We start from the raw sequence: 15045 nt of genomic DNA, 5'->3' as shown, positions 1-15045 counted from the left end.
CACCTAAGTTCTTAGCGTAAAATAAGGAAAAAGGGTGACCAGCAATTTATGTCGGTCAAACCCTCGTCATTTTTTATCAGTTGAGATGACTTTAACTTATTTATTCCGTATTGGCGGTGCAGTTTCTTCAGGAGATAGCTCCCTGATCAGTACTGGGACCGGGTATGGAACACCATCTTTCTTCTCTAGCTTAATTGCATACATGGTTTGCAGTGCCTGGTGATCCTCTGGTCGGTAAGTCATCTTTCCTTTCGGTGTTTCAAAGCTCATACCTTCCATGGTTTCGATTAATTTATCAGCATCTGCAGAACCTTCCGTTTTCTTCAATGCCTCTACAATCGAAATAGCAGCACTCATCCCCCCTGGGGTAAATAAATCAGGTACATCGTTGTTAAATCTCTTCTTATGTTCCGCTACGAGCCAGTCGTTAATTTTATTTTTCGGCAGGTCATGATAATAAACACTAAAGCCTTCCATCCCAATCAACGGCTCCATCGTTGATAAAGCAGCAATATCCGGGGCCCCCGTCGAAATTTTGATTCCTTTTTCTTGAACCTTCATATCGGACAACTGTTTCCAAGGGGAGTTTGCTCCGGCCCATACCACAAATAAGTAATCAGGTTTTGCGTCAACTATTTTTTGAATATTAGAAGTAAAATCTGTCGCTGCTGGATCCGCATATTCTTCCTTTACGATATCAGCACCCAGTTTTTGGGCCGCTTCTTTAAAGGCAGCAACGCCATCACGACCAAACGAATAATCCGGAGCAAGTGTCGCTATTTTCACTCCTTTTTTTGCAATCGCTGCCGCACCTGCTACGGCATCTTGAGATGAGTTACGTGCTGAATGGAACATATACTTATTAAACTCTGAACCTGTAATGCTATCAGCTGCTGCAGGTTCAACCACCATTATCTTTTGATATTCTTCAGCGAGCGGTAAGACCGCCAAGGTATCCGCAGAACTAGAGGATCCAACAAGGAAATCTACCTTATCTTCCTCTAACAGCTTTGTTGCTTTTTGTACGGCTACTTCCGGCTTCGTTTCTGTATCTTCCACAATGAATTCGATTTTTCTGCCAGCAACCTCCAATTTACCTTCGGTTGCATAATCAAGGCCTAGCTCAAAACCTCTTAAGGTTTGCTTTCCGTAGGCTTCTAAAGCCCCAGTTTTGGAGGCAAGCACGCCAATTTTGATTGGATCTTTATTTTCCGAACCACCATTGTCTTTCGAGTCTGATGATGATTGATCTGAGCTGCATGCACTGGCAAACATCATCACAAAAATAAGTAAACCTAAAATTGCCCATTTCCCTCTATTACCCTTCACTCTTTTTCCCCCTTAAAATGTTTAATATCAAAATGGCATAGCTTTGATTTTATGATAGGAGATGGAGGTTACAAACTAGTTACAAAAATAGAAGCAGCCTCTTATTAAGGCTGCTTCATTGGATGGATGACTTTTTCTGATTCAATGATCGTCTGATACATATGCTTGGTCGGTTCTAACGGAGTTACTCCTAGTTCTTCCTCTAATACTTCTGTACATTTTTTATACCATTTCATCGCTTGAGGACGGTTATTTTTCCGGTAATAACAATACATGAGCAAACGATACGCTTCTTCCCATGTTCGGTCGCGTTCAAGGATTTTTTCACACCAGAAGATTGCCGTCTCGAAATTTTCCTTGCGGACCATTAACTGGGCCATTTTCTCGGCCCCTCGTAAAAAATAAACGAGCATGCTCTCTCTTTTGTTAATACACCAATCATCATAACGGCGATCAGGTAAGTATTCTCCTTGATAAAGTTGCAAGCCCTTTTCTAAAAAGTTAATGACTTTATCAGGATCAGATTCTTGTAATCCTTCTAGAATCCATGTTTGAAATTGGGTCGTATCTAATTCCATCACGGCATTCGGATTTAGCCCATAGAACAAGCCTTCCCTTATGATAAAAAATGGTGCAGCTCTCGCCTTCCGTAATGGTTCCAGCACATTTTGCAGACTATTTAAGGCCACTTTAAAATCACGGTCCGCACTCTTTTTATCTTGATAGGGCCAAAGGATCTGAATGATTTCATCCTTGGCAATCGATTCACTTACTGTAATTAATAACTGAAACAACTCCTTGGCTTTTTCTCTTTGCCAATCCTTCTCCCTAACTTCCTTCTCACCGAGCCAAAGTTTGAACTGACCAAGAGTTTGAACCCGAATTGTGTAACCAGGATGTGCATCAAACATGGCCACTCCCATTTCCCGAAGGATTTTCTCGACATATGGTTTTTGAATTTCCTCTTTCCTGCATTCAATTAACAAAGGTACAACCACTTGCAAATCCTTTGGACTAAATACAGATCTCTTCTGAAAAAAGAATTCAAAATCATGAACTTGGACGGAACGTAAGAATTCAGTCATCGTTTTCTTAAATAAATCTGTTTTTTTCTGTAAATAAAAAATATAGGAAAACCAGAAATTGCTTAACATTAGCCCAAATGAGTCTTCACATTGTTCGAATAAAGAATTGGCTTTTTCTAAAAACATATGGGCCTTAGGCAGCCGTTGATTATAAATACAGGCGATCCCCATGCAAAGAGTAATTAAAGCAGAAAGCCAGACATCATGGACTTTCTCTGTCTCTTGAAGAGCTTTTTCGCCTGCATCTAAGGCCCGTTGGAGTTCTCCACTCGTTCCATATAAAATACAGAGACCCATTAGTGGTTCCGCTTTCCCTCTGTCGACATTCAATTGATCCATAATTTCTAACGCAGTCTGGTAGCAGTTTTCAGCTAAGTTTAATTCATATTTATTTAGGATCTGTACGGAATGACCCATGCGAATCCAGCCACAAGCCTCAACAAATGGGGCCTTTAGGCTTATTCCTTGCTGAATTCCCGCTTGTGCAAGTTCTTTTGCCTTTAATCCCTCGCCCGTAAACGCTTCAATTAATGATAGTAATAAATTGGTTTCACGGTGTGCTTGCGGCAGGGACGTAACCTTAGCCCCGTTCTTTTCCTCTTGAAACAGATAAAGCAATTTCTTCGCCTCATCAAAACGCCCGGTTCTTAAATACAATCTTGCTTGTAAATTTCCGTCCGGACTTGAAGACTTCGATTCCTGTGTCTTTTTGATCCATTTTTCTGCCTCTGATGATTTACCCGAGTTTAGCAGATTCTCCGATAGCAATTGATAAAGTTTACCCTTTTCCTCAACTGAACCATTGGTTTTTTCTCGATAGGTTATTGCCTCATATAAATACCTCTCAGCATGCTGCGGCTGAATTGTATCTAGATAAATTTTGGCTTTCCCTTCTAATGCTTTACTCATCCCAAGATAATCTTGACTTTTTTCTGCCATAGAATAGGTCCGATTATAACAATCCTCGGCCTCTGTATAGTGGGAACGATAGCGATGGACTTCCGCTTTTAAATACCAAAGATGGTAATAAACATCCATATCTGAATCAGGAATCATCGTTAACTGATCATATAAGCTTTCCAATTTTCCGCTTTCAAGCATCGTTAAGCCATTCAATTGTAAGATGGAGGCAATCGCTTGATAGTGATTGATTTTTTTATAATGATGGAGTGCTGCCTCCCACAGTTTCCTTTTCTCATAATAACGAGCACATTTTTCGTGGAGGCTAGCATAGTTTCCCGGGTTATTTTTTTGAAAAACATTTTCGAGAAACTCTTTAAATAAGGCATGATAACGGTAGTGGGTTAATCCAATCTTTTGGATAAATAAATTTCGATCTTTTAGCTGTTCAAGCATACTGGAGGCTCCATGAATCCCAATTACCTCATCACATATTTCTTCCTCCATCTCTTCAAAGATTGAAGTTTGTTCTAGAAACTGCTGGATTATTAGGGGCTGCTTTGAAAAGACTTCCATTACTAAATACTGAAAAAAGTCTTGAAGGGAATGCGAAGAGTGTTCAAAAAGCTCAGATATATTATTCTTTAGTGGAATCTGAGTGGCAATCATGCACAAAGCTATAACCCAGCCTTCTGTCATTTGGTAGATGGTTTGGAGGTGTTGGGATTCAACTTCTAATCCGTAAAGATCTGTTAATAACAGGTCCATCTCTTCAATCGTAAGGACTAGGTCATCTCTTGTAATCTCTAATAATTGCCCACAGACCTTCATTTTCGTCAAATGCTTCCATCCTGGACAGCTCCGGCTTGAAATAACTAAATGAAAATTGGCAGGGATGTGTTCAAGTAATTTTTCAATCCAGCTATTGATGGCATAGGAATGTTCAATTTGATGGAAGTCATCGAGGATTAAAGTAATCTCTTCATTTATCAATAAGATTTCATTAATAAACAGGGAACACAAAACCCCTAATTCCTCATCGCGAATATAACGATCCATTGATTCGATGTATGTAACTAGTTCGGTTCCAAAGTCAGGAGTAATTCCGCGAATGGAATGGATGATATAGGTGAGAAAAGGAAGGATATCATCATCGATCGATGAAATGGAGTACCAGCAGCCTGGAATTTTTTCATCCCTCATAAATAAAGCAAGTGCCGTACTTTTCCCAAAACCAGCCCCAGAATGAATAAGGGTCAAAGGGTATTCAGGGATTTTCTTCATTTTCTGAGTGAGCTTAGCCCTTCTGATAAAGTCATCTTTTACAACTGGAATGCGCAGCTTTGTTTGAATGATCGGCAGATTCAAATGATCGGCCCCCTTTCCATTTTCACAATATTTACACTATTTTACCATATTGGGAGTAATAAGTGTACGAGTAGGAAGGAAAACACAATCAATTGTTAATTTAAACATAAGTGGGGATTTTTTCTATGTAATTAAAAATAAATAATGGAAAAAACTATAGAAATAAGAACTAAGGAGGGTTTCTATGCTTGAAAAATGTTTTTATTGTACCACTGAGATTGAAGAAAGACAGTTGCACTATGTCTCATTTGTATCCTCAAACCAGGAAAGAAATGAATCACTTTGTGATGAATGTTATAAAGAATGGTTGGAAGGTTTGAAAGGTTAAAATCCTGTTTGGTAGTGAAGTTATAACAAAACAGCTGTGACTCCTCCCCTATAAAAATGGGTGGGTCACAGTTTAATTGGAGTGTTGCGTCATTGTCCATCAAAAAAAAGATGCCATTGATTTTTTGTTTGTTGGTTTTTTTGATTTTATTAACCAATAATGCCTTTCATTATATACGTTCAAAAAACCAGCTGCTCGAAACTAATGAAAGAGAAATTGAAATGATCACTCAAGAAGTGTCATTCCAAGTTGAGAATATAAGAGAAGGCACATTGTATGTTGAAGATATTCATGCCAGAGAATTAAGGACAGCATCGTTAGCGATAAAACATGCACTGCCACCTAACTATCAAGATATTACAAATGAGCAACTAAAGAAACTTGCCCAAGAAGTAAGGGTATCGCATATAACCCTGTTAGCGAAAACTGCAGATGATATTATTGGTGTTCGGTCATCAGACCATAAGGAAATTAATATGTCTACCAAGGGATGGGGATATTGGTATGATGCATTTCACCAATTGTTTGCATTAACGCCTGTTTCTGTTGGAAAAGGTTTAACCTTGCCTTACTTTTGGTCTGGGCCGATTGAGATTGCTTCTTCCAATCCCAAGCATACGGATAAATGGGGCTATTATTTTGATGGCACGACCAACTATATTATCAATCCTTATTTTCGTGACAATGAAGTATTAGAGTATGAACGACGATTTGGACCTGGGGAAGTAATAAAAGGTTTTACAAAAGAACGAGGTATCTTAGAACTAACAGTGTTAAATCCAAAGAACTTCGGTAAAAAGAAAGAAGTTGTCACTTTAAACGGTAATAGTTATATTCGTATTTCTGCCAAACCAGTATGGTACGGATCATATAGATATAAAAACTATCAAGTTGATGCAAAATTTATTAAACAGGCGATAAATTCAAAACAAGTGCAATCCTACAGGGATGATCTTAAGGGTAAAGATATTATGAAAACCTTTGTGCCGGTTTTCTCCACACCCTCTGAACCATTCGTCATCGGCCTTGTTTATAATTATGGGCTCATTGAGAAAGAACTCACTCATGAACTTTTTGTTCATATTTTATTTTCCTTCTTTATTATGATTATCGTATTTATTATCAGTTTGATTTTTTCCCGTTCGATTACACAGCCAATCGGTTATATCGTTGAGCAAGTGAATGAAATTGCACAAGGTAACTTTAATAATAAATTACACTTAAAACGAAAAGATGAATTAGGCCTGCTTACGGAAAATGTGAATGCCTTATCTAATGATTTGCAGAACTATGTGAATGATTTGAATAAGAGCAAAGAATTAATTGAATACCAGGCATATCATGATCCATTAACTGGTTTGTCAAACAGAAGATATTTTTCAGAAAAATTAAAACCTACCATCGAACTCGCAAAAGAAACCGGTGAAACGGTTTCGGTTTTATTCATTGATATGGATCGTTTTAAACAGGTGAATGACTCCTTTGGACATAACAAAGGGGATGAAATACTGAAAATCGTTGCCGAGCGGATTACTGCTTGTTTGCCTAGTGACAATAGTATCATTACTAGACAAGGCGGTGATGAATTTATTATTTTGCTAATGAATCTTGATCTCTCAGCAACAATAGCTACAGCAGAAAAAGTTGTCAATACTCTTAAAAAAACCTATCTATTAGATGGCAACGAAATTTATCTCAGTGCAAGCTGCGGTATTAGCATATTTCCAGAGCATACAAAAAATATGGAAGCGCTCGTTGTTTATGCTGACGTTGCAATGTACTCTGCGAAAAAGCAAGGTGGTAACAAAGTCATCGTTTATACCGAGAAATTAATAGAGTCGAACATTGAAAGACCAAAACTTGAAGCTAGGTTACGGAAGGCGATTGAAAATGGCAAGGTAGAAGTTTATTATCAACCGAAGGTTACTGTTGATTCCGGGAAAATTTATGGAGCTGAGGCACTATTAAGATGGAATGATGATGAACTCGGATTTGTCTCACCCGAACTGTTTATTCCGATTGCTGAAGATATTGGCTTAATCCATCCTTTATGGGAATTTGTTATGAAGGAAGCTTGTCATCAGGTGAGCAAATGGAATCGTAACCGTCCTAACCCGATCTCAGTTTCAGTTAATTTCTCGGCCCATCAATTTCATGAACCTTTTAGCATGGTAAAACATGTCACAGAGATTCTGAAGGAAAGTCAATTGGGTTCTAATAATTTTGAAATAGAAATTACCGAAAGCATTCTCTTGAATAATTCAATGGAAATTATTCAATCACTTAAATTGCTTAAAAGCATGGGCATTGCTATTTCGATTGATGATTTTGGAACAGGATATTCTTCCTTAAGCTATTTGAGAAATTTACCAATCGATACCTTGAAAATTGATAAATCATTCATTCAAGATATCCATGAAGATTATGCAAATTCAGAGATCCCAGAGGCGATTATTAACCTTGCTCGAAGTCTCCATCTCAATGTAATCGCAGAGGGCGTCGAAAAAGAGTATCAAAGAGATTTTTTACTATCGAAAAATTGCATTCAAATGCAGGGATATTTATTCAGCAAACCGTTAAACACAGAGGAGTTTGAGCAATACCTTCGAAAGGATCAAAATAAAAGTGGAGAGATTATTTAATAAATCTCTCCACCATATTAACCCTGCTTCCTCTATAATCTATATTTATTATCTTCGCTGACATAGTTGAAAATGCACTTTGGATTCCTTGTGCGAGCTGGTTTCCTTTTCCCTTCTCCGTAAAACAAAGAACAGTTGGTCCTGCACCGCTTAGTGCCACTCCGAATGCACCATTGGATTTAGCGATATCTACTATTTCTTGATAGAAGTTAATCAATGGTTTTCGGTAAGGTTGGTGAAAAAGGTCCTGCTCCATCATTTTCCCTGCCATCTCCCAGTTTTGAGTTAATAGGGCCGCTACCAAAAGATTAGCAGTAGAAGAAGCTTGAATGGCTTCTTCACGGGAAAAAGCTGCTGGAAGCACCCCGCGTGAGTCTTTTGTTAAGAGGATCTCATCTGGAATAACTGCTACCATCTCAAAAGTAATATTAGAAAAGCTTAATATATCTACTTCGTTTTGTTTATATGAGCCGATGACCAGTCCACCGAAAAGAGAAGCACCCACATTATCTGGATGACCCTCAATCTCTGTTGCGATTAGCAGCTTTTCTTGCTGTGTTAGACCTAGCCTTCCTACCGTATCCGCTAGTTCAATCCCCGCAACTATCGCTGCAGCACTTGAACCAAGCCCACGTGCTAGCGGAATATCACTTTCGACTTTTATTTTGCAAGGATGTAATTCGATGCCATAGTTAGATGCCGTTTTAATAGCAATCTGACAGATAAAATGGGTCTCATCAGTTGGGAGGGATTTCAATTCATCACAAGCAGACCGAATATCCCACTTTTGGCTCTCCTCCACCTCTAACGTCAAATACAAATCAACAGCTAGTCCCATTGAATCAAAGCCTGGGCCTAGATTTGCTGTACTTGCAGGTACTTTGATGGTAAAACGATCATTTAATGTCACTATAGACAACTCCTCGAATATGTTCAGTCACTGCCTTTTCATCATTTGGTAATGGGATTGGCTTACTCGTATATATTCTTCTAATAATCCTGGCCAGCTTATAACGATTTCCTCACTACCCGATACGCACTTTTTATTTCCTTAACTGCCTTGAGATCATTTAATTCTTGTAAAATTTGATCGTAATTAGTTAATGATGCTCGATGTGTTACTAAAACAATTTCTGATGTTTCATTTTTCTTAACAGGCAGCTGTAAGATCTTTTCAAAGCTGACTCCATATTTTGCAAAGATGGTGGTGATATCAGCGAAAACACCAACCTCATCTTGCACATGAATCCTTAAGAAATATTTAGAGTATTTCTCCCCATTATCTTTTAATTGCTTTGGATATTGAGGTGTCACAGCACTTCGTCCATTTACCCCAAGCCTTAGATTTTTGATTACCGCGACTAAGTCCGAAACGATTGCAGTTGCAGTTGGCAAGCTTCCAGCACCTGGTCCATAAAACATAGTTTCACCAACTGATTCACCATAAACGTAAACGGCATTATATTCATTTTGTACAGAAGCAAGTGGATGATTATTTGATAAGAACGTAGGGGCCACACTTACCTCGACTTTTTCCCCTTCACGATGGGCATAGCCAATTAGTTTCATCGTATATCCTAATTGTTTTCCATAGCGCAAATCTTCATCGGTTACCTTCGAAATACCGGACACCTGTACATCTTCCAAATCAATATGCATCGAAAAGCCTAATGTCGCTAAGATTGTCATTTTACGGGCGGCATCTAGTCCTTCTACATCCGAGGTAGGATCTGCCTCGGCAAACCCAAGGTTCTGTGCTTCCTTAAGGACCTCTTCATAGGAACGGCCTTCGTCGCTCATTTTGGTTAGTATATAATTGGTTGTTCCATTTACAATTCCCATCAGCTGCTTAATTCGGTCAGAGGCAAGTCCATCGACTAATCCTCGCAGAATTGGGATCCCTCCGGCAACACTTGCTTCATAAAACAAATCACAGCCGTGTTCAGAAGCTACGGTTAACAGTTCCGAACCATGCAAGGCCATTAGATCCTTATTCGCAGTAACTACATGCTTACCTTGACGAAGGGCAGTGATTAAATAATCTTTTGTATCTTGTACTCCGCCCATTACCTCGATTACAACATCAATTTCCTCATCGAAAAGGATTTCATCCGTGTTTGAGGTTAAAACCTTAGCATCTATTTCAACTGGTCTAATTTTATGTAGATCTTGGACAAGTATCTTTTTTATTACAACCGGGCAGCCCACCTGGTGGATTAATTTATCTTGATTTTTTTCAATAATTTTTACTACCCCACAACCTACAGTGCCTAAACCCAATAACCCAATCGAGATTGCTTTCATGTTTTACCCTCCACTTTCTGTCCACTCATGACATACATTTGTTTCTCTGTTGTAGACATTATATGATTCTCTTTATTTTTTTACAATAGATTTGTTTCTAGAATTTTAGTGTAACCGTTTAATACCGCATTATAAAGGGATTACTATTATTGTACAAAATTTTTAGCAAAATTTGAAATATTTTTTCTTTTTTATCCCTTTACAATATTGAAGGTATAGTTGTAGAATAATCACTATATTCAATTATTTTTTTGAAATTTCAATCTTTTAGATATCTTCCATAAATGAAAAGTAATGACGAAGACGGTATTAAGAAAATGCTTCAGAGAGCTGGTGCTTGCTGCGAACCAGTGCAGTTTTCTTAAGATGCCCAGCCCTTCTGAACTGGCCGCCGAAAGTTTTAGTAGGCGGTGCCCGGTTGAAACCGTTAACTTGTTGAGGCTGCTTTTATTTTGCAGCAAAAGAGGGTGGCACCACGCGTTTATTCACGTCCCTCATAACAAGACAATTCTGTCTGTTATGAGGGACGTTTTTTATTAGAAATTAAAGGAGGATTCAAAAATGTTTAAAGTCCTTGTTACCGATGGAATTAGCAATACGGGGTTGAAAAGCTTAATAGATCATCCTAATTTTACGGTAGACCGACAGCCAACACTTCCGACAGACGAGTTAAAAACCATCATTGGCGAATACGATGCTCTTATTGTCCGGAGCCAAACGAAAGTAAGTGAAGAACTGCTCAAAGCAGCTGGCCGTCTCCGTGTGATCGCTAGAGCAGGTGTAGGTGTCGATAACATAGATGTGAATGCGGCAACCAGAAAAGGGATTATAGTCATCAATGCACCTGGTGCTAATACAATTGCAGCTACGGAGCATACCTTGGCAATGATGTTATCATTAGCAAGAAAAATTCCCCAAGCCCATCAGAAAACAACCTCTGGCGAATGGGACCGTAACTCCTTTAAAGGGGTGGAATTATATAAGAAAACACTTGGCGTAATTGGTATGGGTAAAATTGGAACTGAAGTGGCGAAACGAGCAAAAAGCTTTGGAATGAACATTTTAGGGTTTGATCCCTATCTAACTGAAGAGCGCGCAAAGAAACTGGGCATGACGAAAGCCAGTCTCGATTTAATTGCTCAAGAATCAGATTTTATTACGATTCATACGCCCCTTACCAATGACACAAGAGGACTTATTAATGATGACTATTTGCAAAAAACCAAAAAAGGGGTCCGTTTTGTCAATTGTGCCCGCGGCGGTGTTATCGACGAAAAGGCACTAGTTAGAGCCATTCAGGCAGGACATGTGGCTGGAGCAGCCCTCGATGTTTTTGAAAAAGAGCCTGTTGCCGACCCAGAATTACTGCAAAATCCGAATATCATTGTAACACCGCATCTTGGAGCTTCCACCGTAGAAGCTCAAGAAAAGGTGGCCGAAGAGGTAAGTGCAGAAATCATTGAGATTTTCGAATCTCAATCCATTCAAAACGCGGTTAATATGCCGCAAATGTCAGGGGAAACACAGGCGAAACTGCAGCCATACTTACTGCTTGGTGATCAAATGGGGCAGCTTGTCATTCAATTATTAAACAAACAGGCACCTACTAAAATTGAAATTAATTATTATGGCGAATTAATCGGTGAAGATACAGAATTGTTAACTCGTACGATGCTTAAAGGTGTCCTATCTTATCATTTAAGCGATTCGGTCAATTTAATTAATGCTCTTCACCTGTTGAAGGAACAAGGAGTTTCCTATAATGTTGTAAAAAATGCTTCGAATAAAGGCTTTGCAAATTACATGGAACTGAGTGTTACCAATAATTTTGAGACGGCCAAAATTGGTGCTACGGTCTTAAACGGCTACGGAGCTAGAATTCTAAAAATCAATCAATACCGGATTGATGTCAAACCAGAAAAATACCTGTTATATATTAAGCATCGTGACGTACCAGGGATGGTTGGTAAGGTCGGTTCACTATTGGGTGATCACCAAATCAATATTGGAACAATGCAGGTTGGCCGAACAGAGGTCGGCGGCGAAGCTATCATGGTTTTAACCCTGGATAAGACATTAAATGCTAATGTCATTCACGCCTTAAAATTAATTGATGGACTAGAGGAAGCACAAGTCTTGGAGTTATCAAATGTGGATTCTTTTGAACCGGGACGTATGGAAATAGAAAAAGTAGAAAGTATCTAGGCAGGGGAAGAGGGATTGCGATCAAGCAATCCCTCTTTTTTGCACCTATAATATCCCTTTCAAATCGAGCACCGTATCAAGAATATATTCTGCTTCATGCTTTTCAAAATCACTTCTCGCATCTTTTCCTGACAGACCAGTTAACACCGCGGCAAACGGGCAGCCCAGTTGTCTAGCCGCTAACAAATCCGCCAATGAGTCGCCAACCACTAGAACGGTCTCTGCATTTTCAAGCGGCAAACGCGTATTTAAACATTCCTGAACTGATGCTTTTTTTCCGAGAAGTCCCATGATATATGTAAATGGATGCGGCTTCGATAGCGACTTCCTTTCGGGCAGCTCTTTTTCCGCCTTTAGCACTTCATCAGCCGTGACGATCCGATTCACATCAAAATGCTTTAACCAATCTAAATGCTGGAACGGCTGAATTGTTTCTAATTCTGGCCTGCCTGTCCCGATTCCAATCGTGAAACCTGATGAATTTAAGAATTGAAATAACTCATCAATTTCCTGCCTCGGGGCTAATGTGGTTTCATTTGCCAGAAAGCCCTTTTTCCCCTTTTGAACCGAGGGTCTTCCCGTAGAGGCAAGAACATGTTCATCCCCCACATACCATTCTTGGGATACATGCTCACAAACGGACCAAAGTTCTCCCTTTTTAAAAATAGAAGTTTCGAACCCAAGCTTCTCCTTCGCCAACTCATTCAAATAACTAAACAATTCCTGCTTCGTTGCTTCTGAGCGTGAAAACTCTTCCACAAACAAACTGAAATTCAACTTTACACGATAATTACTCAACACCCGGCCAATCTCCAATAATGCTTCTCTAGTTATTGGTGCCTGACACCATTTAGTAATTTTCTCAAATTCAGTATCCTTAATTTGTGACAACAGGTGGATAAGTTGGTGGCAGAATGATAGATAGATCATGTCCCAGTTGGCGTTTAAGCCGCGTGATTTCATAAACTTGAGAACTTTATCGTTTTCAAATACTAACTCTCTTATTTCCTTGATTTGATCTTCACTATAATCCGTTATAAATTGCTCTGGTTCAAGTCCCAAGTAATTACAGCTAATCAACATCTCCCAAACGGTTAAGGCGGAAGCATCAAAATAATGCTCCTCGCTTAAAAGTACCCCATCTACGTCAAACAAAATTGTTTTAATCACTTATCCCACCCTCATTTCCCAGTTTGCTTTTATACGCTATCGTAACACAGTAGGACAATCAATTTGAAGTAAATTGTTTAAATTAAAATAAAAAGAACAAGCCGTATATGAGGTTCTCAAACTCTACGGCTTGTTCCTATTTAAATAGATTTACCCTTTAATTAAACTTTCTTCAAACGGCCAAGCCGAGCGCATACTCCCCTTGCATGATTGTAGCTTTTAGTCGTGGTTTCTCGCGAAGAAAAAATGACTGCTATAAATCCAAACCTATCGATATATATTTTACTTCTAAAAACTCTTCGATGCCGTAATGTCCACCTTCTCGTCCAAGACCGCTCTCTTTAAATCCCCCAAATGGGGCTTGAACGACTGAAGGAAGGGCATCATTCAGGCCAATGATTCCGTATTCCAGTTGTTCTGTAATTCTAAAGGAACGGCTTAAATTTTCTGTATACACATAGGCAGCTAATCCGTAACAAGAATTGTTTGCACGTTCAATAACTTCCTCTTCCGTTTTAAAGGTGGAAATCGGAGCGAGTGGGCCAAAGATCTCATCCTTCATGCATTCCATTTCGTCATTCATATTGGTCAAGATTGTTGGAGCATAGAAATAGCCGTTGTCTTCCGCAGGCTTGAGCCCGCTAAAAGTGACTCTTCCACCCTTTTCAACTGCATCCTTGACCAGTCCTTCTACCTTTTTATAAGCGGCTTGATCGATTAGTGGGCCGATATCTGTTCCCTCTTCCAGTCCGTTGCCGACTTTAAGCTTTTCTAATTCTGTTTGAAAAAGGTTAATAAATTTGTCTGCTATTCCTTCTTGAACAAATACTCGGTTTGTACAAATACAAGTTTGACCTGCATTACGAAATTTTGATTGCACAAGTCCTTCAGCGGCTTTCGCTAAATTTGCATCATCCATCACAATAAATGGAGCATTTCCGCCTAGTTCGAGCGATACCTTTTTGACAGTTTCTGCGGCACCGCGCATCAACGTTTTTCCAACTTCTGTTGAGCCTGTAAAGGTAATTTTTGTCACCCGTGGGTCCTTCAGCCACGCTTCGCCTATTTCTGACGACCTTCCTGTAATCACGTTTAACACACCTGCAGGAATTCCAGCTTCATGAGCTAGCTCCGCCATTTTTAATGCTGTGAGCGGTGTTTGATTTGCCGGTTTTACAACGGCTGTACAGCCTGCTGCAAGTGCCGGCGCTACTTTTCTCGTAATCATTGCCGCCGGGAAGTTCCACGGGGTAATCGCCGCTATCACACCTACCGGTTCTTTTCTAACTAGTATTCTTTTATTTGGATGTGATGCAGGTATCGTTTCACCATATACCCGTTTCCCCTCTTCGGCATACCAAGAGATGAAGCCATTGGCATACTGAACCTCTCCAAGTGCTTCTTTTAGCGGTTTCCCCTGTTCCATTGTCATAATCCGTGCAATATCATGCTTGTTTTCTTCAATTAAATTGAACCATTTCATCAGCAGCTTGTAACGCTCTTCCGAAGTTTTCTTCGACCAGATTTTGAAGGCTTTATGGGCTGCATTGACAGCCTTTTCTGCTTCATATGCGCCGCCTGTTGGCACGGCACCAATTACTTCCTTTGTTGCAGGATTGATTATTTCTGTTATAACCTCATAATCACTTCCAACCCATTCTCCGTTAAGATACATGGGATAGATTTGATAATTTTTCTTTACAGTATCCATATT

The 15045-nt window shown here is 39.4% G+C and carries 8 protein-coding genes and 1 other annotated feature; of the genes, 2 read left to right on the top strand and 6 right to left on the bottom strand.

Annotated features, from left to right (window positions below; all coding sequences use genetic code 11):
- Window positions 1-96: 96 nt before the first annotated feature.
- Together J7E63_RS10445 and J7E63_RS10440 are read right to left on the bottom strand one after the other, a co-directional pair.
- Window positions 97-1278, bottom strand: a complete 1182-nt coding sequence (locus J7E63_RS10445) for a substrate-binding domain-containing protein (RefSeq protein WP_215011754.1) — start codon at window positions 1276-1278, stop codon at window positions 97-99.
- Between the two features lie 155 nt (window positions 1279-1433).
- A complete protein-coding gene (locus tag J7E63_RS10440; protein ID WP_215011706.1) occupies window positions 1434-4682 on the bottom strand; it encodes a winged helix-turn-helix domain-containing protein in 3249 nt (1082 codons plus the stop codon).
- Between the two features lie 420 nt (window positions 4683-5102).
- Here J7E63_RS10440 and J7E63_RS10435 point away from each other — a divergent pair, with 420 nt between their 5' ends.
- Complete coding sequence (locus J7E63_RS10435) at window positions 5103-7652, top strand: bifunctional diguanylate cyclase/phosphodiesterase (RefSeq protein ID WP_215011704.1); 2550 nt, start codon at window positions 5103-5105, stop codon at window positions 7650-7652.
- Here the strand turns inward: J7E63_RS10435 and thrB are convergent.
- Together thrB and J7E63_RS10425 are read right to left on the bottom strand one after the other, a co-directional pair.
- Complete coding sequence (gene thrB / locus J7E63_RS10430; protein WP_215011702.1) at window positions 7645-8562, bottom strand: homoserine kinase; 918 nt, start codon at window positions 8560-8562, stop codon at window positions 7645-7647. The two genes, J7E63_RS10435 and thrB, sit on opposite strands and share 8 nt — an antisense overlap.
- Window positions 8563-8660: 98 nt before the next feature.
- Window positions 8661-9956, bottom strand: coding sequence for a homoserine dehydrogenase (locus J7E63_RS10425; RefSeq protein WP_215011700.1), 1296 nt, complete (start codon window positions 9954-9956; stop codon window positions 8661-8663).
- Window positions 9957-10241: 285 nt separating this feature from the next.
- Window positions 10242-10454, top strand: a binding site (T-box leader).
- A gap of 63 nt (window positions 10455-10517) precedes the next feature.
- On the opposite strand from J7E63_RS10425, the gene serA reads away from it, so the two are divergent.
- A complete protein-coding gene (serA, locus tag J7E63_RS10420; protein WP_215011698.1) occupies window positions 10518-12161 on the top strand; it encodes a phosphoglycerate dehydrogenase in 1644 nt (547 codons plus the stop codon).
- A 45-nt stretch (window positions 12162-12206) separates the two neighbouring features.
- Here serA and J7E63_RS10415 read toward each other — a convergent pair whose 3' ends face one another.
- The gene (locus tag J7E63_RS10415; RefSeq protein ID WP_215011696.1) at window positions 12207-13331 is read right to left on the bottom strand and encodes an HAD family hydrolase; all 1125 of its coding nucleotides are present in this window, start codon (window positions 13329-13331) and stop codon (window positions 12207-12209) included.
- Window positions 13332-13584: 253 nt separating this feature from the next.
- Complete coding sequence (locus tag J7E63_RS10410; RefSeq protein ID WP_215011752.1) at window positions 13585-15006, bottom strand: NAD-dependent succinate-semialdehyde dehydrogenase; 1422 nt, start codon at window positions 15004-15006, stop codon at window positions 13585-13587.
- Window positions 15007-15045: the final 39 nt, after the last annotated feature.

The organism is Bacillus sp. ISL-75 (assembly GCF_018613095.1).
This window is presented reverse-complemented; position numbering and strand designations above follow the sequence as displayed.